Here is a 26,320-nt window from a genome sequence, read left to right as displayed (position 1 = left end):
GGCCGGCACGCCGGTGGCGCGGTCGCGCACCTTTGGGCGGTGCACCTCGAGGGGCCCGATCCCGGTCTGGATCGTCCGCTCCGGTCCGAAACCGTGCCGGACAACGCGCTGGCGACCGTCAGGCAGCCGTTCGTCCGTCAACTGCGCGACGAAGCCATTCGCCTCGGCCCTGAGTGCAGCGGCAAGCATCTGGCGTGCGCCCTCGCGGGCGATCTCCGTGAGCGGATCGAGGATCGATCCGGGCTGGTGAAGGGGGGTGATCGTGGTATCGTCTTGCATGGCGTATCGCTCCTTTGGGAGGTTCTGGCAGGCTTCGACACCCGCCACGATACGCCGCCCTCTCAGGCCGCATCACCCATTTTCAGTCATAGCTCACCAAATCCTCGGTGCGCGTGCGCGTCGAGCACATCTTCGGCGCGCAGACCAATGACATGGGCGGCACGCTGGTGCGCACGATTGGCCTGGTGCGAGCAAAGGCCAAGATCGGGATGAAGAACCTCGCCTACAACATGCGCCGCCTGGTGCAACTGCGCCGTCTCAACCCATGCCCGGCATGAACAACGGGCGAGCGAAAAGGCAGAAGATCAGGCCCCGCGGCAGGAAAAACCGAGCGTGGCAGGCGTAGCGCAGCGACAGACCCGACGCAACAAACTGACGCCGACGCTGTTCCTCCTGTTTCACGCCGTCCCCGACACCCCGCGACCGCGAAAAAAGTCAAAAATCGAGGTGCCCCTGAGTCATCGAAATCGCCCTGCACTGGCAACTCGATGGCTCCTCTTGGGAAATTGCGGCGCGCGTGCGCAAGGATAACTACCCGAGCAGCGTCGCGGGTCTACGCCGTCGCGCGCTCGGTGTCGCGGGAACAACTTGGGAGCGCTCCCTTCCGTCAAGCTCAAGCGCGTCGGTTGGTTGACACATTTTTTCTCGCATTATCAGCGTAGTAACCGAGCTAAAGCCGAATGCGATTGCCGTGGAGGTTGCCGTGGGGGATAATTTCTGATACTATCAACTTAAAGCGATCTGTATTGTGAATTCCTGATAGGATCAACTTAAGGCAATCCGTATTGTGGTTGCCGTTGGCTGCGCAGAATGGTCCCGAAAGAGACCTAATCTTTAAGTTGCGGGAGCTGAAAGAAGGCAACAGTCAGAGGCAAGAGGGGGGTCTTAAGCTGTTCTGCAGAATGCTGAAACAATCAAGTCGATTCCGAAATTGACTCCGGGATTTCGGCACTGATTAGGTGAGCCCACTGCGCTCGGCTCGGCAGTTCTGTTCCGGCCTGCGACTCCATTGTTTACCCATCGACCAGATTGTGGCGATGCCTGTTCGGGCTTTCGGGCTCAGTGGAGTGGGATATGAATGAAATGATCCGGCCGTTCGACGAGCCCGTCTCGCCGCATTCAACGCCCAGGAAGCAACCGAGATGGCAGCGTCGCCGGCTGGCCAGTATCGCGCGCCGGAGTCGGCGCCGCCCCGGGGCGAAGGGGAAGAAATCGTGCGCCGACGCCGCACCCGATAACCCGCCGCAGGTGCTCTTCGAGCCGCTCGAGCCGCGTTACCTGCTTTCCGCCGACCTGATGGCCTTCGCCGTCGATATGGCGAGCGACGGCGATGACCTGACGCTGGCCCTCGAGGAAGCCAACCGGACTCTCCGCCTACTCGACAACCTCAGCGGCGCCATCGTCGCCGAACAGTCGCTGGAAGAGACCGACCGAGTCGTGGTCACCGGAAGCGATGGCGACGACCGGCTGGTGATAGACTATACGGTCGAATTCTACCTACCCTTCGGCATCACCTTCGACGCTGGCGGCGGTTTCGATCAGCTGATCATCAGGGGCGGCGAGTTTGCCAGCCTCAGCTATGCGGGCGCCGGTGAGGAAGGCGGCCTGCTGACGCTCGGCAACGGGCAGCAATCCGAATCGATCCGGCTGAGCGGCGTCGATAGCGTTACCGAGGCTACCAACGCCGATAGCCGTTCGATCTCGCTTTCTGGCGAGAACAGCTATGTGCTGAGCGGCGCTGCGGACGCCAGTTCGGCAATAATCGAATCGCTGGAACAAAGCTTTGCCTTCGGCGCGGCCGGCAGCCTCTCGATCGACGTCGGCGCCGCCTCGCTCGGAATTGCTGGAGTCGTCGAGGCCGAGAACGTCCTGATGCAGGCCGGTGAGATCGATCATTCCGGACGCATTACGGCGCAGGGGTCGGAAGCCGCCGCCGGCAGCGTGCGCTTCTATGCCGAGACGATCACCAGCACCGGCGTGATAGAGGCTTTCGGTGGCGATATCATCCTCGCGGCGGGTCCCGAAGGGCTGCTGAACGTCGCGGGCACGCTGGATGTATCGAGTCTCGACGGTGCCGGCGGTAGCGTCCATCTGACCGGCGGCGAGATCGCGGTCGCCGGGGGCGCGGTCATCGACGCGCGGGGCGACGACGGTGGCGAGGTGCGCATCGGCGGCGATGTGCGCGGGCAGGGGACGCTGCCCACCGCCGAGAAAACCGTGGTCGGATTCGGCGCCGTCATCGACGCCAGCGCCTATGAGACCGGCGATGGCGGCTCCGTGGTGGTTTGGGCCGACGGCCATACCGGCTTCGGCGGCGAGATTTTCGCCCGCGGCGGCGCCAGCGGCGGCGACGGCGGCTTTGCCGAGGTGTCGGGCGCCGAGACGCTGGTGTTCCGCGGCAGCGCTGACTTGTCTGCTCCGTCGGGCGCCACCGGCACGCTGCTGCTCGATCCTGAGAACGTGCTTATCGTTGATGAAGACGTCGATGAAGGGGCCGACGACACCGAGCTTGATGACAACGAGATTCTCCAGGGCGATGGCGAGTCGAACGATACCTTTACCATCTCGCGCGGAAAGCTCGAGTCGCTCGACGCGACAGCCAACGTCATCATCGAGGCGACCAACAACATCACGTTCAATGCGCTAGTCGGTGGTGAGCTCAGTCTTGCCGCGACAAGCGGCGGATCCGTCACGTTCACGGCCGGCGGCGCCTTCAGCTTCGATGCCGGGAACACCATCACCACCGCCGGTGGTGATCTGACTATTTCCGCCGCCTCGCTCATCCTCGGCAGTTTCGACGTCGATGACGGCACGCTGACGCTTATATCGACGGGAACTGGATCGAATGTCGCGCTGCGCGGCACGACGGCGGGCGCGCTCGATGTCACGACGTCGAACGGCGACGTCACCCAGGCGGCGGGCACGATCGCGGTCGCCGGCACCAGCACGTTCGACGTCGGCACCGGCGACGTCACGCTCGCTGCCGCTGGCAACGACTTCGGCACCGTGGCTGTCACCAGCACCGGCGATGTCACCCTCGTCGATACCGACGCCATCGTCCTTGGCGGCATCACCGTGACGAACCTGACGGTGAACTCGAGCGGCGCCATCACCCAGTCTGCCGCGGTTCTGGTGACCGGGACGACGACGCTCGACGCCGGCACGGCTGACATCACGCTCGCCAATACCGGCAACGACTTCAACATTCTGGTCATCAACGACGCCGACAACGTCACGATCGTCGACGCCAACGAGATCACGCTGGGTGCCTTGAGCTACACCGGCGACTTCAGCCTGACCGCCACCAAGGTGATCGTCGCGCGCGATATCGACATGACGTTGACCGATACCAGCCTGGCGATCGGGGGCGATACGATCACCCTTGCCAATGTGGTCGAAGCCGACCTGACGGGCGGCGCCGGCGACAATACGCTCGACGCCTCGGGCTTCAGCGGCACCGTGATTCTCACCGGGGGCGCCGGCGACGACGTGCTCCACGGCGGGTCGGGCGACACGACTTATGTCTTCGGCAACGATTGGGGGACGGATACGCTCGTCGCAGGCAGCTGGCACGGGCTCCTGGACTTTACCGGGCATACCGGCACGCTCCAAGCGCGTGCGGACCTGACCCAGATTGTGAGTTCCGACGGGAGCATCCTCAACCAGACCAACCCGATAGACGAGATCGACGTGGCGCTGACGACGGCGCTGCAGACGGCGCTGAGCACCGGGCTGATGGGCCTGGTTACCTTCAGCAATCGCACCAAGGACGAGATCCAGCAGCTGAAGAACCAGCTGCCACTGCTGAGCCGGCTCGCCGATGGCGCCAATCTCGGCGACCTCAGCAACATCGACCAGCTGTTCGAGGACTTCGAGACCGAGGTCGACGCCATCATCGCCGCTCTCCCGTCGTCACCCGCCGTGTCCGACCTCGTCGCGGCGCTCAAGGCGCTCGACGTTCAGGGCTTCGACCTGGCCGTCGGCACCGAGCGCGGCCTCAACTACCAAGGCTGGGGCACCACCGGCGCCGATGACGCGATCGATCTGTTGCTGCCGGGCACCCTGGAGGCGGATCGCACACTGACAGTGCCCTTCGATCTCGGCGCCGAGGCCGACGTCGTCGGCATCGAGATCGGCGGCGATCTGGAGATTACCGCCGGCGTCGCCGCCGCCTTGACCCTGGGCATCACCACGGGCGGCACGCCCGAGCTGTTCCTGGACCCCGGCGGCACGCTCACCCTCGACGTGGCGGCCGAACTGCAGGCGACCGACGACCTGGAGATCGACTTCGGCTTCCTAAGGGGCAGCATTGCCTCCAGCAATCTCGGCGACGTCGAGTTCAGCGGCGAGGTGGTGCTGACGCTGCTGGACCCCGACTCGGACGGTCGCGTGACCCTCGCCGAGCTGGGCTCGGCGAACATGGCCGACCTCGTCGACGTCGCCGTCGATTCGAACTCCGACCTGGATATCTCGGTCAATGTCGATCTGACCGTCGCCGGCAGCAATTCGAACCTTCAGCTCCTCGACGCAGGCGCCGATCTCACCCTGGCCACCCTGACTCTGACTCTGCCGTCGGGCGAGGACATCTTCGGCGACGGCACCGGCCCGTCGCTGCCCGAGATCGGGCTCACCGAACCGGGCGGTGCCGACCTGCTGAACTTTGCCAATGTCTCGCCCAACGACGTCATGGGCATGCTCAAGCAGGTCATCGATGTGTTCGTCGCCATGTCGCAGAGCACGGCGCTCAGCACCGAGATCCCCTATACCGGCAAGACATTGGGCGAATTGATCGACATCGCCACCGCGTTCAGGACGACGGTGCTCGATCCGCTGTTCGAAAGCGGCGATATGCTGCGCCCGGACATCGACGGCAACGGCATCACCGACCTCGCCTTCGGCAGCGTCCAGGAACTGATGGTCGAGGTCGCCGCAAACCTCGGCCTCGGCCCCAACACGCTGAAGGCGATCTACGATCCCTCGACCAACGACGTCGCGTTCGACCTCGATTTCGGCGCTATGTTCGGCTTCGGCCTCGCCACGGTCCAGACGGTGACGCAAGGCAGCGGCAGCGGCAACGAAGTCCAGAGGGTCACGATCAACGCCACCGGCGGCACCTTCCGCCTGGCCTTCCCCGACGCCAACGGCACGCCGGAGTTCACCGCTGACCTCGGCCACAATGCCACGGCAACGCAGGTGAAGAATGCTCTGACCGCGCTGTCGGGCATCGGCTCGACCGACATCGCCGTCACCGGCGGCAATGGCGGTCCCTACACCGTCACCTTCCAGAACAGCCTCGGTAACAAGAATGTCGCGGAGCTGCAGAGCGACTCCAGCCAGCTGACGGGCGGGGCGTTCCCGCTCGATTTCGGCGCCAGCCTGGGCGATATCGCCAGCATCGAGACCACCGGCGCCCTGTCCATGGAGGCCGACCTCAATGGCGGCCTCACGTTCCGCATCGACCTGACGCCCAGCCAGGAAGTCGCCATCAACCCGAGCGTCTTCACCCCCGACAACAAGGCCTCGGTGACCGTCGAGGCCGAAACGGAGGGCGACACCACCGTTCAGGTCCTCACCGTCAACAACGCCAATGCCGGCACCTATGTGCTGAGCGACAATAGCAACACGACCGGGGCCATCGACTTCGACGCAAATGCCCAGGGGGCCGACAGTGTCAAGGCGGCCCTGGAGGCTGCGGGCTTCACTGTCGACAGTGTCACCGGCGGCGCGCTGACGGACGGCAATGACCGGGTCTACACCATCACCTTCGGCACCGATCCGAACGTCCTGCTGGCCGCCACGCCGGTCGACCTCGAGGGGCCGGCCGACAACGGCATCCTGTTCGGCGACGCCAATTTCGACCTCGACTTGGTCAACCGGCCGGCGGTGGTGACCGCCACCACGACCCAGGGAAGCGGCGATGACGACGAAGTGCAGAGCGTCGCGGTGCTCAATGCCGACGGCGGCACCTTCACGCTGACGTTTGACGGTCAAACGACCGGCGACATCGCGTTCAACGCCAGTGCTGGCGTCGTCGAGACGGCGCTCGAGGGGCTCACCAACATCGTCGGGGTGTCGGTGACCAAGCAAACCGCCGGGGCTTACACGGTCTATACGATCACTTTCGACGATCCGGGCAACCAGGACGTCGCCCAGATTTCCGCCGACGGCAGCGGTCTCGTCAATACGGCCAGTTTCGGCGACATCAGCGTCACCGTCTCCAAGGACATCACCAACGGCTCCCTCGCCGATCTTGCCGACGACGTGCGCAAGGCGATCAACACCCAGCTCGCCAGCGACGGGCACCTGACGCTCGGCTTCGTCAATTCCGATGGCGTGCTGACCACCGGGACGATCGCCCAGGGCGCCTCAAAGACGGCCGGGCATGCGCCGCTCACCAAGATGACCAGCGACATCGCCTTCACGCTGCTGCTCAGCGTCGACGGCCAGGATCGCACGGTCAACGGGCGGCTGCGCGCCGTCGACGTGCTCGACACCAGCGGCGACGGCGTGCTGAGCGCGAGCGAGCTGAATACCGCCGCGACGATGGGGAACATTGTCGACGGCCTGCAAGCGGCCATCAACCGGGCGCTGGGGAGCGCCGGGCTCGGCGGCTTCAGCGTCACCGTCGCTAACGACGCCGGCAAGCTCAAGCTGACGCTCGACTCGGTCCCCAATACCGGCGACACGCTCGAGCTCGCCTTCCGCTCGCCCATCCGGGTGGATGCCGGCGGCGGGCGCATCTCGCTGTCGATGGAGTCGGTCCGCATCTCGATGTTCGACCTCGAGCCCGGCACGACCATCGAGCGACTGGCTCAGGTGTCGGCGAGCTTCGACGACCCGGCCTTCCAGCAACTGGGCCTGCTCAGCGCCCCGACGCGCTTCGACGGCACGACGACGGACGACATCGAGTTCAGCCTGATCGTCAACGGCACATCCTACGACGTTGAATTGCTTGCCAGTTCCACGACAGTCAACACGAGCCTCGATGATCTCAGGGCCCAGCTCCAGTCGGCCGTGGATACGGCTCTTGGCGCTGAAGCCGGCCTCCTCTCCGTGGTGCGCATCGATCCCGAGGGCAACCGTCTGGCCATCAAGGCCAATCCGGGCGTCGAGACGCTGGCGATCAACGTGCCGGATACGGCGAACAACGGCGCCATTACCGAGCTCGGCCTGGACGCCGGACAGGGCGCCACGCTGCGGGCCAAGGCGACCGGCTTCTCGCTCGAGGACGTCACCCTCGACGGCAGCTTCAAGCTGGTCGCCGACAACTTGACGCTGAACGCCACGCTCGGCTTCCTCGGCCTCACCGCCACCGGCGGCGGGACGCTGGACACCGACGGCACGTTCTTCGATGCCGGCTTCGACTTCGCCCTGATGAACCCCGAAGACGGCACCGCTGTCATTCCGGTGGCGGTGCTGACCGAGGCGCTGGGCGATGGGCTGTTCCTGTTCGACAGTGCCGACGCGACGCGCGACGCCGACGGCAATCTGCAGACCGGCATCGTCGACGGAACGTTCTCGGCCGCGCTCGGTTTCGAGCTCGACGTGTCCCCGGACGTCGGCCTTTCGGGTCTCGACTCTCTCACTGCCAGCCTGACGATCGCTGCCGCTTCGTTCAATCCGCTGACCGAAACGCCGAATGTCACCGTCGATTTCAGCGGTGCGGACCTGGACATCCTCAATCAGTTCCGCGACCTGTCGTTTGCTGATATCGTCTCCGGGCTCAGGGCGATGATCGGGTTGCTGCAGCAGTTCAGCGACAGCGAGGCCATGCAGCTGCGGCTGCCGCTGATCGAGCGCTCGGTGGCTGAGATGCTCGCCGCGGTGGACGAATTCGCCGCCGTGGTCGAGGAGATCGCCAACGACCCGGCCGGCGCCGTGCAGGAGCTCAACGACCTGCTGGTCGCCAAGCTCGGGCTGCCGACGGGCACGAACCTGCTGTCCTTCGACACGACCGAGAAGACCCTCGATTTCGACTTCAGCTTTGGCCTCGGCGCCAGCCTGTCGCAGCCGTTCAGCCTCGATCTGTCGGATGCCGGACTGCCTGACTTCCTGACCAGCCTCGTCGGCGTCAGCGCCTCGGGCAATCTGGCGGTGAACGCCGATATCGCCTTCGATCTCGGTTTCGGCCTCAAACTCGATACGCGCGAGCTGATCATCGATGCCGCCGACACCGGGCTCACGGCCGGGGCCAGCGCCAGCGGGCAGGATCTCGACTTCAAGGCCCAGGTCGGACCCTTCGGCCTGTTCGTGGAGGGTGGCTCGGCCAGTCTCGCCGGCAGCATCGCGCTTGGACTGGCGAACAATATCATCGTGGACTTCAACGATATCGGCAGCTTCGATTTCGAGACGGTGACGCCCACTGCCAACGTGACCGGCACCGGATCGGTCAATCTGCCGCTGCTCATCGGCACCGACGACTTCAAGCAGTCGATTGGGGATCTCGGCGCGACCATCGACCTGCCGGACTTGTTCGCGGGCACTGGTGGGTTGAACTTCAACCTGCCGAACGACATCCTCGACTACTTCAACAATCTGGAACTCCCCAGCATCTTCGCCCTGCTGGCCGATCCGTCGGTGGTGGTGTCGGGCATCGACAGGGCGCTGCAGTTCCTGCAGGAGACGCTCAACGGCCAGATCATGGGGGTCGACCTGCCGTTCGTCGGCGATCTGCTGGCCGACAATCCGGCAAGCAACTTCATCGAGGGCTTCCGCGCCAATTTCCTGACGCCGCTGGTCAACACGCTGCGCGAGAACAACGCCAACCTCGACGGTCTCACCGACTTCGTCCGGAACACCATCTTCGACGTGTTCGGCCCGGGCGGAATCGATCTGCTCAAGGACAGCAACGGCGACTCTCTCATCACGATTGATGATGTCGTCTATACTGGGGCGACGATAGGGTCGCTGTTCGCGACACCATCGAGCGACGACAACAAGTTCGCCCAGTTCGATTTCGAACTCGGCAAGACATTCACCTTCTCCACCGACGAGATCGAGTTCGACCTCGGCATCGACGCGCTCGGCATTTCGGCCGCATTCCAGCCGACCGTCACCATCGACTTCGACCTCAAGTTCGGCTTCGGCGTGCACGAGGAGATCGGCTTCTACTTCGTCACCTCGCATGACGATGAGATCGGGCTCGACATCACGATCGATTTCGGCACCGACAACGGCTATGTGCTCGCCGCTCCCGGCGGAGACAGCCGGGCCGAAGTCGAGGGTCGGCTGCTGTTCCTCGCCCTCAACGTGCTCGACGGCGTCGACCTCGACGGCGACGGCGTGCTTCAGCGGGTGAATGGGGACGGCAAGCGCGAGATATCCCAGCTTTTCCTGTCGGGCGCTGTCGACATCGTGGCGCCGGGCGAGGCCGGAACGGCGAGGGAAGGCCGGCTGACCATCCCCGACCTGATCAGCACGCCGGCGAGCGAAATCTTCAAGCCCGAGCTCTCCGGCGGTGCCGTGCTGCGGGCCCAGGCGGAGGTGGACTTCAGCACCATCAGCGAAGACCTCGGCGGCTTCCTGCCTTCGATCTCGACCGACCTGCTGATCGACTTCGGGTTCTCGATCACGCCCGACGACGGTTTCGTGGTCAACGACCCGGACGTGGTGTTCGCCAATGTCAGCCTCGATCTCGGCTCGTTCATTTCCGACTTCGCCGGGCCGCTGCTGCACGACTTCGCCGAGGTGCTGGAACCGGCCGCGCCGATCCTGGGGCCGGACGGCTTCCTCAACATGCGCATCCCGCTCCTGTCGGACCTGATGGGCAAGACCATCACCGGCAAGGACCTGATCGTCCTGTTCGATCCCAAGAACGGCCCGACCGTGGTGGCGGTCCTCGACTTCATCGAGGAACTGTTCTTCCTCATGGATCTCGTGAACTCGGCCGATCCGTCCGGCAACCTGTCCCTCAACTTCGGCCACCTGGTGCTGACCGCGGCTACCGATGAGGCCAAGTCTACAACCAACTACGGCGGCTACATTGATGCCGACGACATCATCGAACTGGGGTTCGGCGACCTGCGGTCGGTCAGCAAGCTGGAACTCGACGGCACACAGACCGGCAAGCTTGCGGGCGCCTCCGCGCCGACATCGAGCGCGCCGCAGCCGAGCTCGACCCAGCGCTTCACCTCCGGCGTCACCCAGGACGGCGCCATCAACTTCCACATCCTCGAGCCCGAGACGATCTTCAAGCTCATCCTCGGGCAGCCCGACGTCACGCTGTTCACGGCCAGCCTGCCAACCTTCGGCTTCGACTTCTTCTTCCGCCAGGAAGTCCCCATCGTCGGCCCGCTGGTCGGGTTCTTCAGCGGCGGCGTCAGCGGCAGCGTTTCGACCACGGTCGGCTTCGACACCCGCGGCCTTGAGCAGTTCATCGCCAGCGAGAATCCCGCTCACCTCCTCAACAGCTTCTTCATCGACGCCTCCGGCGATCCGTTCCTGACGCTAGGCGCCACCATCGCGGTGGGCGCCGGGGTGTCCATCGGGCCGGCGAAATTCGGCGCCGAGGGCGGCATCGATGCGACGATTTTCTTCGACTTTGCCGACCTAGACGGCGACGACAAGGTGCGCATCAACGAGATGGCGGCCAACCTGGCGGCCAACGAATTCAATCCGCTGGCGATCTTCGACATCAGCGGCAAGCTCGAGTTCTTCCTGCGCGCCTTTATCGAAGTCAATCTGCTGCTCTTCAAGATCAGCGAAAGCTTCGAGTTCGTCCGCCTGACGCTGTTCGAGTTCAACATCCCGTTCGAGCGCCCGGCCATCCTGGGCAGCCAGAGCGGCGATACACTGACCCTCAATATCGGCCCGAATGCCGAGGCGCGGCTACAGGGGGATACCCGCGACATTGCCGAGACGATCCACGTGGAGTCGGTGGGAGCCAACTCCGTCATTGTCTGGTCCGAGCAGTTCGGTGTCAGCAAGGCGACGGCGCTGGCGGGCGGCGCGCTGTCACTTTACCGGTTCGACAACGTGTCGAAGATCATCGTCGATGGTGGTGCCGGCAACGACGTTATCGATCTCAGCGGCGTCACCCATTCCGGCATTCATGCCATCGTGCGCGGCGGGGCGGGCGACGACACCATCAAGGGCACCGCCAATGCCGATCAGCTGTTCGGCGGCGCCGGAAACAACACCATTCATGGCATCGGCGGCGACAACGAGATCTTCGGTGGTCCCGGCAACGATACCATCCACGCGGGTATCGGAAACGACACGATCTTCTCCGGCGCCGGCAACGACACGATCAATCTGAGCCTCGGCGGCGACAACGTTGTCGATGCCGGTCCCGGCAACAACACCATCACGGGCGGTTCCGACCAGGACGTCTACGACCTCGCCGGCTTCGGCAGCGAAATGGTCATCAATGCAGACGGGACGCTCGACAAGATCGATGCCTCAAAGGTCAGCAAGAACCTCACCTACTTCCTCGTCGGCGACAAGATCTACATCGGTGCCGACCAGACCGGCTCGCTGCCTGCTGATTTCGGCAGCCTTTCGGTGCCATTCCATGAGACAGACCACTTTACAAATGTTTTCGACAGCCGGGTCATCGTCAATAACGCGGGAAGCATCAGCGAGATCATTGGTGGCAGTCTGACCGACGTCTTCCATGTGTTCCAAACGAGTGCCATCAACCTGGATGGCGGCAAGGGCGACGACAGGTATATCTTCTGGCAGGACCACGGGACGATCAACGCCACGGTCGACGACTCCAGCGATACGTGGAATTCCGATCTCATCGAGGTGATGGGCACCGACGGCGGCGACACGTTTACGCTCACCGATTCTGACATCATCTTCGGCTCCAGCACGGTCACCTATGCCCCGCCCGCGGCCGGCGGCAGCATGCTGCAGATCAAGCTCAAGACCCGCGGCGGCGGCGACAACATTACCATCGAGAGCACGGCGGCGACCGTGCCGGTGCGCGTCGACGCGGGCGCCGGCGACGACACGGTCACCGTGGGCACCGGATTGGTCGACAATATCAGGGGCACGTCGCTGCCGGGCGAAAACGCGCCCTTCGGCCTTGGGCCGCTGGTGCTGGTCGGCGGCACCGGCCATGACGCGCTGATCATCGACGACAGCGCCGATACCGTGGCCAACGACGGCAACATCACCGCCTTCATGGAAACGCGGGTCGGCGTCGAAGATCCGGTCGAGGTCGGCGTGGTGAGCGGTCTCGGCATGACGCTCAACGTGTTCGGCGAAGCGATGGAGGGCCGCGTCGAGTTCGAGGGCTTCGGCGCCGTGGACGTGCGCCTCGGCTCCGGCGACGACCTGTTCACCGTCGGCGGCGAGCGCGGCTTTGTGACCGAGACCGAGATCGAGGTCACCACGCAGACCGACGGCGCGAGCGGCACTAACGAGGTCCAGATTGTCCTCATCACCAGCCCCGAGCCGCGCTTCTTCAAGCTGAAATACGGCGAGGAGTCGACGGACCCGATCCTGCACACGGCCCCGGCGGCCGACGTGAAGGCGGCGCTCGTCGATATAGGGATCGACCCGAACGACATCAGCGTGAGCAAGAGCGTCAGCGGGAACGAGATCACCCTTACCGTCACCTTCGAGGGCAATCTTGCAGAAACGGACGTGTCCGAGCTCAGGGCGTTCGATCTCGGCCTGTTCCCGCCCGAGCGGCTGGAGAACATCGGGCCCTTCGTTCACACGATCTCCGGTATGACGATGATTTCCGGCGGCGCCGGCGACGACGAGATCAACATCATCGCCACCAACGAGATCGACAGCGCCATCGAGCTCGCCAACTTCTCGGCCACGTCACTGGAGACGATCGAGAGCGATCTGGTCACCGTCACGACGACCACGGACGGCGTCCGGGGCGTCACGAGCGAGGTCGTAACCCTCCAGATCGACGCCGACATCGGCTACTTCACCCTGCAGTTCGCCGACCCCGACGGCACCGAGACGGTGCCGGGCGCCGAGCAGACGGTGCCCTTGCCCTTCGATGTCTCGGCTGCGGATCTCAAGGCGGCGATCGAGGCACTGAGGCTCGTCGGCAGCGGCTTTATCGACGAGGTGAGCAAGGTCGGTGACGTGTTCACCATCACCTTCAACAATCTGCTCGGCAACCTGCCCGACCTCGTTGCCGTCGACCTGCCGATGTATATCGACGCCGGCGCCGGCAACGACACCTTCAACGTCCAGTCGATCAACGCCCAGACTTTCCTGTTCGGCGGCGAGGGCGACGACACGACCAACCTCAATGTGGAACTCACACCGCTCGGGCGGATCGCCGGCCTCACGACCATCGACCGCATGCCGGGCTCGCGCCCCACGCAGGTCAAACCGGAAGACGGCGGCATCAACGACCTCATCACCATCGACGGCGCCGGCGGCAGCGATCACTATTTCATGTATCTCTTCGGCGGCGACGCCAACTCGCTGATCAACGCCTTCGACAGCGGCGCGGCCAATGACGGCTTCGACACCCTGGAGATCGTCGGCACGCCGGACGCCAACCTGTTCCTGCTGCGCGCCGCGGTGGCCCTCGACGGGCTCGCCTTCGTGTCGATGCTCAAGCCCGCCATCGTCCCCGAGCCGGGCGAAGAGGTGGCAGCTGCCTTGAATCAGCCGCAACACGACGTGGAGCGCATCAACTACGATACCAACCTGGAATCGATCACCATCTTCGCCCTGGGCGGCGACAACCAGTTCATGATCGACGACACCCGCGCCGCCATCACCATCTTCGGCGGCGACGGCGACGACTTCTTCCAGGTTGGCCAGCTCTACAAGTCGCAGCGCACGCCGGCCGCGGGCGTGCCCAACGCCGACGTGTTCGCCACCCTGGAGACGACGCGCGGCTTCCTGTCGAACGGCGTCTCGGCGCCGATGCAGATCTTCGGCGGCGCCGGCGACGACGAGTTCGTCATCTACCACAACCTCGCCCCGCTGCAGCTGTTCGGCGAGGCGGATAACGACTTCTTCCTGATCCGCGCCTTCGCGCTCATCGGTTCCTCCGACAATCTGCGCGAGCGCACCGACGTCAGCACCGGCGCCGGCGCCAACACCGTCATGTACGCCGTCAATGCCCCGGTGAAGATCGACGGCGGCACCGGCTTCAATACGCTGATCGTCATCGGCACCGAGTTCAACGACGACTTCGTCATCACCGAGGACGGCATCTACGGCGCCGGGATCAACGTCGAGTACATCAACATCCAGTCGATCGAGGTCGACGGGGCGGAAGGCGACGACCGCTTCTTCATCCTCGGCACCGCCGAAGGGACCGTGACCAAGATCACCGGCGGACTGGGCAGCGACACCTTCTTCGTCAACGGCGAGACGCCGCCGGTCATCAGCAACGACCTGCTGGGCCACAGCGGCCTGATCTCGCACTACATCGACAGTTTGATTGGCGAGGAGCAGGGCTCGTTCGCCGGCACCAAGGTCAACGGCATTTCGGCCAATGTCGCCGACGACGACGAGCCGGCCATCCGCATCCTCCAGCCGGGCGGGGAGTCGATCGTCTCCCAGGCGCGCGGCGATACCGCCAGCTACCACATCGTGCTCACCCGCAAGCCGGAGAACGATGCCGAGGTGGTGGTCAACGCCGTCGCACCGCAGGGCATCAAGCTGCTCGACAATGGTGATCTAGTCGACGGCCTGGCACTGACCTTTACCGCGGCCAACTGGGATGTTCCCCAGCAGGTGCAGTTCAAGGCCGGCCAGCAGGGCTCCGCCGAAATCGCCACCAGCCGCGATGGCGGCACCGGCGAGACCGAGGTCCAGCTCTTGTCGATCAACGCCACCAAGGGATCGTTCAGCCTCACCTTCGACGGCAACACAACCGGCACCATCATCTTCGATCCCCACAACCTGAACCAGGTCCGGCAGGACATTGAGGATAAACTCAACGGACTGGCGCCGATCAATGTCGAGGTGAGCCGGACGGGCACGACCTTCCGCATCGAGTTCCTCGGAACTGAGGCGACGAACGTCTCGGAACTCGCGGCGAACTTCGAGCTCACGGCGGACGGCAGCTTCGGCCTGTTCGCCTTCGACATCGAGGGCAGCGTCGGCAACTTCATCAGCCATCGCGTCCAGGTCCAGGAAGGCGTGGCAGGGCAGGGCACCGACACCATCGCCGGCCTGTTCGTGGCCGCCGAAGTGCCCGCGGGCGAACGCACGCTGTCGCTGGCGGGGGCCGGGCTGCCCGGCTTCATCCTGGCCCAGGGCGACGACGCGCTGCGCGGCGCGACGGTCAAGATCATCGCCGGCTCCGGCATCGGCCAGACGCGCGTCGTGATCGCAAATGACGGCAACAAGCTCACGGTCAGCGAGTCCTGGTTCACCGGTCTTGACGAGACCAGCCGCATCGAGATCCTGCGCTATGCCGGGGTGATGCTGCCGTCGCTCGCCGTCACCATCGTCGGCGACGACGCGCCCGCCCTAGACGTGCGCGAGACCGGCGGCGGCACCTGGGCCGTCGAGGCCGACGAGATCCATGGGTTCTTCACCGACGGTCAGACGGATGCGCTTCGCCTGGTCGACAGCATCACCGTCTCGCTCGCCGCCGCGCCGACTGGGAACGTTACCGTCGATCTGTCCGCACTGGACGGGTTCGGCACGGAGCAGCTGTACTTCGTCGTGCCGGATGGCGCCAACTTCAACATCGTCGACAGCCTGACCTTCACCTCGACCAACTGGAAAGACGCCCAAACCCTCTATGTCATGGGCGTCGACGATGACCTGACCGAGGGCTTCCACCGTCAGCGCATGACGCTGTCGGCCAGCGGCGGCGGCTACGGCGGCGTCACCTCGTCGCTCGTCGTCGACATCTGGGACAATGAAGTGCCGATGGCGCTGGTGCTGGAGTCGGACGGCTCGACCAATGTCATCGAGACCGGCGACGGCAACTTCGACGGCGCGGGCGCGACGGACGCGCCGCCGGAATGGATCGCCAACGACGACTACCAGGTGGTGCTGACGCGGGCACCAGAGGCGGGCGAGGTCGTGACGGTGGCGCTCATCGCCGACCCTACCCGCACCGACCGCGGCGGCGGCCTGCTCGGCATCCGCAGCCTCACCCAGCAGGTCGAGCTTCGCATCGACGGCGGGGTTTGGGGCTTCATGCAGGAGCTCACGTTCGACATCGACAACTGGTTCACGCCACAGACCGTGCAGGTCCGCGCGGCGGACGACGACCGGGTGGACGGCGGCGATTCGAAGTCGTTCGCTACCCAGCTCGATCTCGCCAACGCCATCCAGGGGCCGCTGATCATCAACGGCGGCCCGAGCGAGGACCGCTCGGCCGATCTTGAGCGCGAGCCGGCGATGCTGCCGGGCGAAACCAACTTCAAGCCATCGATCGGCGAGGTGACCGATGCCTCGTCCTTCACGGTCACCATCGACATGAGCGCAAATGTTGCCGGCACCACGTCGGTGAGTACCGCGGTCCAGGGAGGGTCCGCCGGCAGCGCCAGCGTGACCGAGAACACCAAGGGCGATGCGGGCAGCAACACCGATGAAATCCAGGTGCTCACCGTCGACGCCCGCATCGGAACGTTCAAGCTGCAGGTCGGCTCCGATGCCACTACGCTGACGGGCGAGATCGATTTCGATGCAGATGATCCGGACGGCGTCGCCACGCAGATCGAAGACGAATTGAATGGCCAGTTGACGGGCAACCCCGTCTCCGTCGTGGCCGCCGGCTCGACGTTCTTCATCACCTTCGACTCCAGCCTGGACGATGTGGCGCTGCTTCAGGTCGTCGACAGCAGCCTGCGCAAGGTCAACGCCTATGTGACGACCGAGGAGGAAGGCGGCGCTGGCGACAACGAAATCCAGCACCTGACGATCCGTGGCGCCACCGGAGGCACGTTCAAGCTTGAGTTCGATGGCCAGTTTACAGGGGACATCGCCTTCGACCGCGACGATACCGATACGGTGGCCGCTGCGATCCAAACAGCGCTCGCGGGTCTCGACTTTGGCGAGAGCGAGCCTGGCGTTCCCATCACCGCGTCAGTGGTTGCCGAGGGCACGACCTTCATCATCACGTTCAGCGACACGACCGACGTCAATATTGACCAGCTCACGGTCGACTTCTCGGGGCTGGAGATCAACGAGACGCAGCGCCTGAGGATCGAGGCGAGCTCGGGCACCTTCAAGCTCGCCCTTCAGGACCCGAACATCAACGGCGGCGTCCCGCTGACCACCGGCGAAATCACCTTCAGTCAGGATCTCGGGACGCTCGAAACCAACATCGCCGCGGCGCTGGCGGCGCTTGGCGGCATTACCGCGGGCGACGTGGAGGTGAAGGCGGAAGATGGCGGCGCGCTCGGCGTGTTCGTCGACATCACCTTCATCGGCAGCCTGTCGGACACCAACACTGCCCAGCTCCAGGTGGTCGACTCGTCGCTCGAGCGGACCGTCACGGAGGCCATCGAGGCGAAGTTCGGCAGCGAACTCACGGACGAGACGCTCGACCAGCTCATCGACTTGACGGTGGAAATCACCCAGGGCCCCGGCAAGAACAAGCAGCGCATCATCACCGGGGTCGAAGGCACTGTCGCCGGAGAGATCATTCTGGCACTGGCGCGGCCGTGGGAAGGCGGATTCGTCGTCGACGCACTGCCGATCGGACCGGACAACGAGTTCAATCGGGACCCCAGCCAGTTCACGCTCGAGGCCACCCACCCCAACCTGCTGGTGGACGAGAACGAGGAGACCGATTTCCTCATCCTCAACGATACCGACAGCGTGGTCTCGTTCGACGGCAACCCGGGCGGCGTCGAGCTTCCCGCCGGCGCGCTCACGGTGACGGAAGACCGGCTCTACGGCCTCGGCATGACGGCCGGCGAAGACCAGGTGGCGATCGGGTCGGGTGCCGACCAGATCACCGTCAATGGCGGGATCACCTATTTCGGCCTCGACGAGATCTTCATCAATCTCGGCAGCGGCGACAACCGCATCACCATCGAGGACACCCACGCCGGGTCCACCACGATCAATGCCGGCGACGGCGACGACGAGTTCTTCGTCCATGCCGTCTCGGGCCAGACCTATCTCAATGGCGGGGCGGGCGCCGACGCGTTCACGGTGACAGACGCCGGCCTGGTGTCCGGCATCGGCAATCTGCTCACCATCACTGGCGACATGCCCGAGGTGCGCCCGGTCCATCTGGTCAGGGGTTCCGGCGCCCAAGGCGGTTTCATTGCCCCGATGGAGGATCGCGCCGATCTGATGATCAACGCCACCGGCGGCACGTTCACCCTCTCCTATGACGGCCAGACCACCGGCGACATCGCGGTCGGCAGCAGCGCCGGCTTCATCGAGGGCGAACTCGTTGCCCTTTCCAATATCACTGCGGGCCAGGTGGTGGTCGAGCGCATCGCCAACGACATCTACCGCATCCATTTCGAAGGCGGCCTGGCCGGAACCGGCGCCGAAGCGCTGCTGGAGATAGACGACACCAAGGTCACCGGCGCCTTCGTCGACCCGGTCGACGCCATCCAGAGCTTCACCGTCGAGGCGACCGGCGGAAGCTTCGAGATCGGCTTCACTGACCCGACGACCGGCATCGTGCAGTTCACCAACAGCTTGGACTTCAACGTGAGTGCCGAATACGTTCGGCTGGCGCTCGAGGATCTGGATGATATCAAGGTTGGCGACGTTGAGGTCGAGCGTTTCGGCAGCACCTACCGCGTCACGTTCATGAACAACCTCGGCAGCCAGGCGATCGCGCTGCTCCAGTTCAACGGCCACAAGCTCACGTCCGAAGGCCCGGTTGACACCCTCACCGTCGACGACAGCGCCAATCCGGACGACACCACCATGCTGCTGACCAGCTCGTCAATCACCGGGCTGGGCATGCCGGGCGTCAACGAGATCCAGACGCTGCGGCTCAACGCCACCGAGGGCGATTTCGAGCTGTCCTTCACCGGCGCCGAGGTGACGACGCTGCGCGACGGACTTCCTGGCCAGAACGAGGTGCAGCAGCTCTCGATCATTGCACAGAACGGCACCTTCTCGCTGAGTCTCAATGGAGTTGGCGACACCAGCAACATTTCCTTCGACGCGAGCGATCCCACTACGGTCGCCTCGGGGATCGAAGTCGCTCTCAACAGCCTTCTGGGCGCGGACTCCGTGGCTGTAGAGGCGCTGGACGCCTTTACCTTCCTCATCACCTTCCTCGACCCCGCCGAGACCGACGTTGCGCAGTTCCAGGTGGACGGCAGCGGGCTCATCAACAAGACTGCTTCGCTCGCCCACGACATCAGCGGCGCGGAGCTGCAGGCGGCGCTCGAGGGTCTCGCCGGCATCGGAACCGGCAATGTGCGTGTGGACCACAACGACGACGTTCACGTCATCCGCTTCCGGGGAATTCTCGCCAACACCGATGTGCCGGAGCTGGTGGTTTCGAACCATACACTGGCGCGCACCGTCGAGCTTGCTGGCGGGGCGCTGGCGTCGCAATCAGATGGCCTTATCGAGGTCGCGACGCGCCAGCAGGGCATCACCGCCCTGGCGCTGAACGAAATCCAGCGGCTGACCATCGACGCAACCGGCGGCACCTTCACCCTCGCCTTCGGCGATGCGGTGACCGGTCCGCTGGCCCATGACATCAGCGGCGGCCAGCTCCAGCTGGCGCTGGAAGCGCTCGACGGCATCAATGCCGGCGACGTGTCTATCTCGGTGCGCGACGACGTTGGTTCGGGCGTGTTCGACATCGAATTCGTGCGCGGGCTGTCGTCGACAGATCTGAATGCGCTGATCGTCGACTCCACAAACCTGACCGGCGGCAGTGCACAAGCAGCCATCCAGACTCTCCAGAACGGCGGCGACACCGGGGTCAACCAGGTCCAGGTGCTCACAGTCGAGGCCACGGCCGGCAGCTTCACGCTGACCCTCGAGGTGCCGGGGCTGGCGGGGCCGTTCATTACCGGCGACATCGCCTTCGACGCCAGTGCCGACGAGGTGCGCCGCGCCCTGCAGCACGCGCTCGCTTCCGCGCTCACCGATGCGGAGGACGTGACGACGGTTCCGGAGGCGTTCAAGAGCGACTTCGCCGTGTCGCGGGTCAACAACACCTACCTCATCTCCTTCCAGGGCAAGGCGCGCACGCTCGACGGCGGGCCGGGCGTCAGCTTCCTGGTGGTGGACGGCGATGCGGCGTTCAGTGCTAGCGGCGGGGCGACGGTGGTCACCCGCACCGACGGCATCAACTATTACGGCATCGAGCAGCTCAACATCATCACCGGCTCGGGCGACAACATCATCAACGTGCAGGGCACCAGCACCGGCAGCTACTTGGACACCGAGACCACCCTGGCCGCGACCAACATCACGCTGGGCAGCGGCGACGACCGGGTCTTCGTGTCGTCGAACGCCGATCTCGACCACAATACGGTGTTCGCCACCGATGGCACTGCCGACGTGTTCGAGTTCCTCACCGGCAACCTCGACGACATTCGCGGTAATCTCAATTTCGACTTCGGCGATGGCCGCCACCGGCTGCTGATCAGCGACGAGGCCCAGACCGAGAACAAGACGGTCACCATCTCCGATCAAATCGACCCGTCGACCAAGGACGGCGAGAGCCTCAGCGACGTCAGCGCGGCCGAAATCCAGATCAAGGGCCTGGCCATCGGCGACATCACCTACGGCGCCGCGGCAACCGGGAACTTCTACGACGGCATCGGCTACTGGACCGGCTGGGGCGACGACGTCGTCGGAATCGACGGCACGCATCTGCGCGCCGGCGAGCGCACCACGACGATGCTCAACACCGGCCTGGGCGACGATCACGTGACCGTGGATCTGCAGGCGGATGAGGACGGCTTCTTCGTGCTCAATACCGCGGGCGGTCGAGCGTCGGCCAATCCGCAGGACTTCGTCGATGAAAACGGCAACCTCATCGACGGGCGGACCGACCACGACACGGTGCGGGCAGCAGCGTCGACCCTGCCGCTGATCATCTTCGGCGGGTTCGGGCATGACGACATCATCGCCGGGCAAGGCGACGACGTGGTGTTCGGCGACTTCGGGCGGGTGCAGTATGTCGCAGAAGCGACCGACACGCCGCAGAGCGAGCCGCTGATCGCGGTGTTCGGCTTCGGCGGGCGCGGCGACATGATCTCGAGCGACATCGTCGACCCGCGCTGGATCATCTCGCGTCACCTGACCCTCGGCGAGACCAACATCATCGAGGGTCAGGGCGGCGACGATGTGCTGGTCGGCGGTGCCAAGGGCGACTTCATCGACGGCGGTTATGGCCGCGACCTGATCTTCGGCGACGCGGTCGAGCTGTTCCGCCGCGACGTCGTCGTCGGCGCAATGCCGCTATCGGCCATCACCGACCCGCGTTTCCGGGCGCTGCTGGGCCAGGTGATCTACAGCCGCAACGACATTCCGGCGTCCCTCCAAGGGCTCGCCGCACTGCCGGACGACCAGTACGATACCGGCGAGGTGCTGGTCGACGGCGTGGCGCAAGCGCCGCGCTATCTCAATCCTGGCCTGCTGCCCGACTGGGCCGAGTACCAGATCATCGAGCTGTTCCACTCCTTCGACATCGAGGCGAGCGACGATGGCACCTTCGGCGACGACTACATTGCCGGCGGCCCGGGCGAGAACACGATCTTCGGCCAGCTCGGCGACGACATCATCCAGGGCAATGGCTCGATCGCCGGCGCGGTGGGAGAAAACGTCCTCAACCGCATCCTCAACTTCTCGGCCGCCATTGAACTGGAGACCGCAACCTTTGGTGAAGGCGATCGCTTCCAGGCGCTCGATGTCAGCGACATTCCGCTCAACGGCACGACCGTCGACGGGGGGTCGAATACGATCCTGCTGAGCGAGCACAGCTTCGTCGAAGGCCAGCGGATCGCCTATTGGGGGAGCGACATCGGCGGGCTGAAGAGCGGCGGGCTCTATGCCGTCCACGTCATTGACCAGAACACGATACAGCTCTCCGCCCCGGTGGGCGCGGCGCGCATCGTCAACGGTCAGATCGAGCTGACCCCGGACCAGTTCGTCGACCAGTACCTGCTCGCCATCACGCCGTCCTTCGAGGCGGTCACCGACGACGACAGCGTTATCGAGGGCGGTGGCGGCAGTGACATGATCTTCGGCAATCTGGGCCAGAACGACATCATCGGCGGCTCCTCGTCGTTGTACTCGCTCGGCGAACGCGAGCAGCGGCCCGACGGCACCAACTTCATCTTCGGCGGCGCCGGCACCCGCATCGACCGCAACCACTTCGTCACCGCCGACAACAACACCGACGAGCACGGCAACATCGTCATCGATCTCGACCAGGTGCATGCGCGCAACGCCAGCGCGATCGCCGGCAACAACGCCAACATCTACCGACTGGTTGGCGTCAATGGCGAGGACGGCGGCTCGTTCCTGCGCTTCAACTACGACAACCCCGACCTGCCCGGCTATTCGCAGGATCTGTGGATCATCCCGCGCGCGGTGGAGCTGCTTGACTACACGCCGGGCGGGCCGGACTTCGATGCCGACAGCGCGGCGAGCGACATCGGCCCGGATAAGGACGACGCGCGCGGCAACGAGATCCACGGCGAGTCGGGCGACGACTACATCTACGGCATGGCCGGCAACGCCATCATCTTCGGCGGGGCGGGCGATGACAGGATCATCGGTGGCTGGGGCAGCGACTGGATCTCCGGCGGCACCGGCAATGATGGTATCCTCGGCGACGACGGCCGCCTGTTCACGGCGCGCTATACCGCGGCCAGCACCACCATCAATCCCGCTGACCCCAACAGCTATGCCGAACTTCTGAATGGCGTCCTGAAGGTCGACGAACTCGACAAGCTGATCAGCACGCCGGGCAACATCCTGCAGGCGGTGATCAACAAGTCTCTCGTGGGCTATCCGGATATCGGGCGGCTGTACTACGCGGCCGATCTGACGCCGTTCAACGTCGATTCCAATACAGACATGCAGGATCCGAACTTCGAGCCGCTATTCTCCAACGACATCATCTATGCCGGTCTCGGCAACAGCTTTGTCCATGGCGGCGCCGGCGACGATGCGATGATGGGCGCGGAGGCGCTGCAGACGTTCTACGACGCGCCCATCAACCCCGGCGACGTGCTGCACTTCGATAACACGTCTCAGGAATTCGCCGACTATGATGAGTACGAGCCCCGCGTCGCGATCGAACCCTTCCTGCTGAACTTCGAGACGATGCAGGAAATCCTCGCACTTACGCCGAACATCCTGCCGGATTATCTCGCCCTCGAGATGGGGCTTGCCGCCGGGACGACAGTTGCCGACATCGAACGGGACGAACACGGCATGCCAGTGAACGATGTCAGCATCGCCGAGACGGCGATGTTCGGCGACCTCGGCAACGACTGGATGGTCGGCGGGCCAGACAACAACGTGCTGTTCGGCGGTTTCGGCCACGACCTGCTCAATGTCGACAACGACCACGGCACCAATGGCGGCCTGAACGATCAGGAAGATCCGCTGAACATCAATATCCAGGACTTCGCCTTTGGCGGCGGCGGGCGCGACGTGCTGATCGCCAACTCCAGCGGCGATCGGCTGGTCGACTGGATCGGCGAGTTCAACAGCTTCATCGTGCCGTTTGCACCCTTCGGTGCGTTCACCGTCACCCGCGCGCCGTCGCCGGGTATCGTTCAGTTCCTGTACGACTATTCCGAAGCCCTTGGCGCCGACCCGACCCGGGCCGACGACATGGGAACCGACCATGATCGCAACGGCGAGCCGCACGGCGAGCTTGGCCTGGTCACTCAGAGGGACGGCAGTCTGTGGCGGGATCAAAGCGGTGCGCCGAGTGATCCGCAGCCCGGAAATATCCCGGGCGGTCAGCGCCTCAGCCTGCGCGGCGTCGACTTCACCAGCAGCACCAGCTCGCAGGCCTTCGCCATCGACAGCGGCGAATGGCAGGTGGCGCAGGGGCAATACCAAGTGTCGCCGGAACAGAGCGTCGGTGACGCTTTCAACATCCAGAGGCATCGCTTCAGCCAGGGTGATGCGGTGGTCTACAGCCACGACGGCGGGACCGCCATCGGCGGACTGGTCGACGGTGAGACGTACTATGTCATCAACCTGGACAATCATAACCTGATGCTGGCGGCGAGCGCGGCGGATGCCGTGGCCGGAACGGCGATCAATCTTACCAACTTGGGCAGCGGCAGCAAGCATGCGCTTTCCGCCAACAAGCGCTCCGTCACATTTGATCCCGCGTCCGCCCTCGAAGTCAGCAGCAACGGCGATGCGGCCGCGGTCATGCACGTGGGCGAGTACATCCCGAACTACTTCGAGGTGCTGGCCACGATCAGCGCCTCCAAGCCCCTCGCCGGGGTCAAGGCGAACGGCTACGTCATCTTCGACTATGTCAGCCCGACCGACTTCAAGTTTGCCGGCATCAATGTATCGACCAACAAGCTCGAAATCGGAGTGCGCACTGTCGAAGGCTGGACCGTACTGAGCCAGTCTAACATGCGGTTGTTGGAGAACACGAACTACGACTTGCTGCTGTCCGTCAACGGCACGACGGCGACGCTGATCGTCGATGGCGGCAGGCCGTTGAGCTACAGCTTCGACGCGCGGACCAATTCGGACGGGTTCACCTACGGGCTGAACTACGGCATGGTCGGGCTCGGCGCCGACAACTCGGTCAGCAGCATCAACAGCATGGTCGTCCAGCGGCTGATGCCGGAGACGACATTGTCACTGGCCGATGACTTCGAGGACGGTTCGGCCGACGATTTCGCTGCGCCGCTCGCCGGCGACTGGACCGTCGTCGATGGGCGCTACGTGGGTAACCCGGATGCCACGGGCCTGGCGGCAGTGCCCTATGATCTGGTAATCAGGCCGAATTCGTCGATCGAGCTCACCGGCACCTTTACGGCGGCCGGGCTGGGCGGCTTCATCTTCGATCACTACAGCAACAACGAGTACAAATTCGCGGGCATCTTCGGCGACAGCAAGCATGTCGTCATCGGCCACGTGGCCAAGAACGGCAAGGTCACCTACGACGCGGTTGCAACGGTCAGCTTCTTGCCGAGCGATGTGGATCAATTCGACCTGCGCATCACGCTCAAGGGCGCGACGGTGAGCGTCGCCCTCGGCGTCGAGGACGGTTCGGGCAACATGGTCTACCACGAAGTCGTGGGGCACGTGTTCAACGCCGTGGTGGTCGACGGCCAGTTCGGCCTGCTCGGATTGAACGGCACCGTGTCGTTTGACAGGGTCGCGATGGCCACCGACGATCCGGAATATCTCTATGTTTCGGACCCCATGCTCGGCGCCGCAACGCCAGCCTGGACCGATGCGGTCCCGGCCGCCCTCACAGCTGCCGACGTGGTGCTGGTTCTCGGCGCGGCAGTCGACCGGCTGGTCATGGCGCTCGATCTCGACGGGTCGACCGCTGCGTGGCTGCTCGATGTCGAGATCCGCATCGCCGACCTGCCGGAGCTGATGCTCGGCACATTCTCCGACGGCACTATCATTCTCGACGTCGATGCCGCCGGCCATGGCTGGTTCGTCGATCCGACGCCGTATGACGACACCGAATATCGAGCGACTTCAGATGGCTTGCGAGCGCTGCCCAACAGCAAAGCGGAAGGCCGCATGGACCTGCTCACAGTCGTCATGCACGAGCTCGGGCATCTGGTCGGCATTGAGCATGACTACGGCGGGTTCATGTCCGACACCCTGGAGGCCGGCATCCGGCTTGCCCCACCGACCTGCGGGGCGGCGAAGATGCCGGTTGGCGACGCTCGGGTGTTGATCTTCGACGAAGAGAGTGCCCAGCTTGTCGAGCGCGACGAGGCCCGGCCCCTTAGCAATCTAGGTAAAGGCCAGTCCAGATCTGTGCCCGACGACGACGACTTGCTGCTCGAAGTCTCATCGAGCGATTATCAGGGCCGGGGCAACGGCAAAGGTAACGGTAGTATCGGTAATGGCAGTGGCAAGGCGTTGGAGAGCCTGATCGGCAAGCAGGTGATCGACTGGAACAAAAGCTTCATGGGCTTCCAGCCGGCTTCTGACGGCGCTTGAATAGAAAGCTGAACAA

At 64.4% G+C, this 26,320-nt stretch carries 1 protein-coding gene and 2 pseudogenes; 2 read left to right on the top strand and 1 reads right to left on the bottom strand.

The window, feature by feature from the left end:
- Positions 1-327, bottom strand: a pseudogene (locus tag IM708_RS12775) (IS256 family transposase); the annotation flags it as partial.
- 47 nt (positions 328-374) lie between these two features.
- Here IM708_RS12775 and IM708_RS12770 point away from each other — a divergent pair.
- Positions 375-557, top strand: a pseudogene (locus tag IM708_RS12770) (IS5/IS1182 family transposase); the annotation flags it as partial.
- A 796-nt stretch (positions 558-1,353) separates the two neighbouring features.
- Complete coding sequence (locus IM708_RS12765; protein WP_209426956.1) at positions 1,354-26,304, top strand: LEPR-XLL domain-containing protein; 24,951 nt, start codon at positions 1,354-1,356, stop codon at positions 26,302-26,304.
- The last annotated feature ends 16 nt before the right edge of the window (positions 26,305-26,320 follow it).

The organism is Pararhodobacter sp. SW119 (assembly GCF_017811755.1).
Taxonomy (GTDB): Bacteria; Pseudomonadota; Alphaproteobacteria; order Rhodobacterales; family Rhodobacteraceae; genus Pararhodobacter.
This window is presented reverse-complemented; position numbering and strand designations above follow the sequence as displayed.

What these genes read in the sequence shown, in the direction of transcription:
- IM708_RS12765 (WP_209426956.1), top strand. Translation starts at nt 1,354, where the DNA reads ATGAATGAAATGATCCGGCCGTTCGACGAGCCCGTCTCGCCGCATTCA.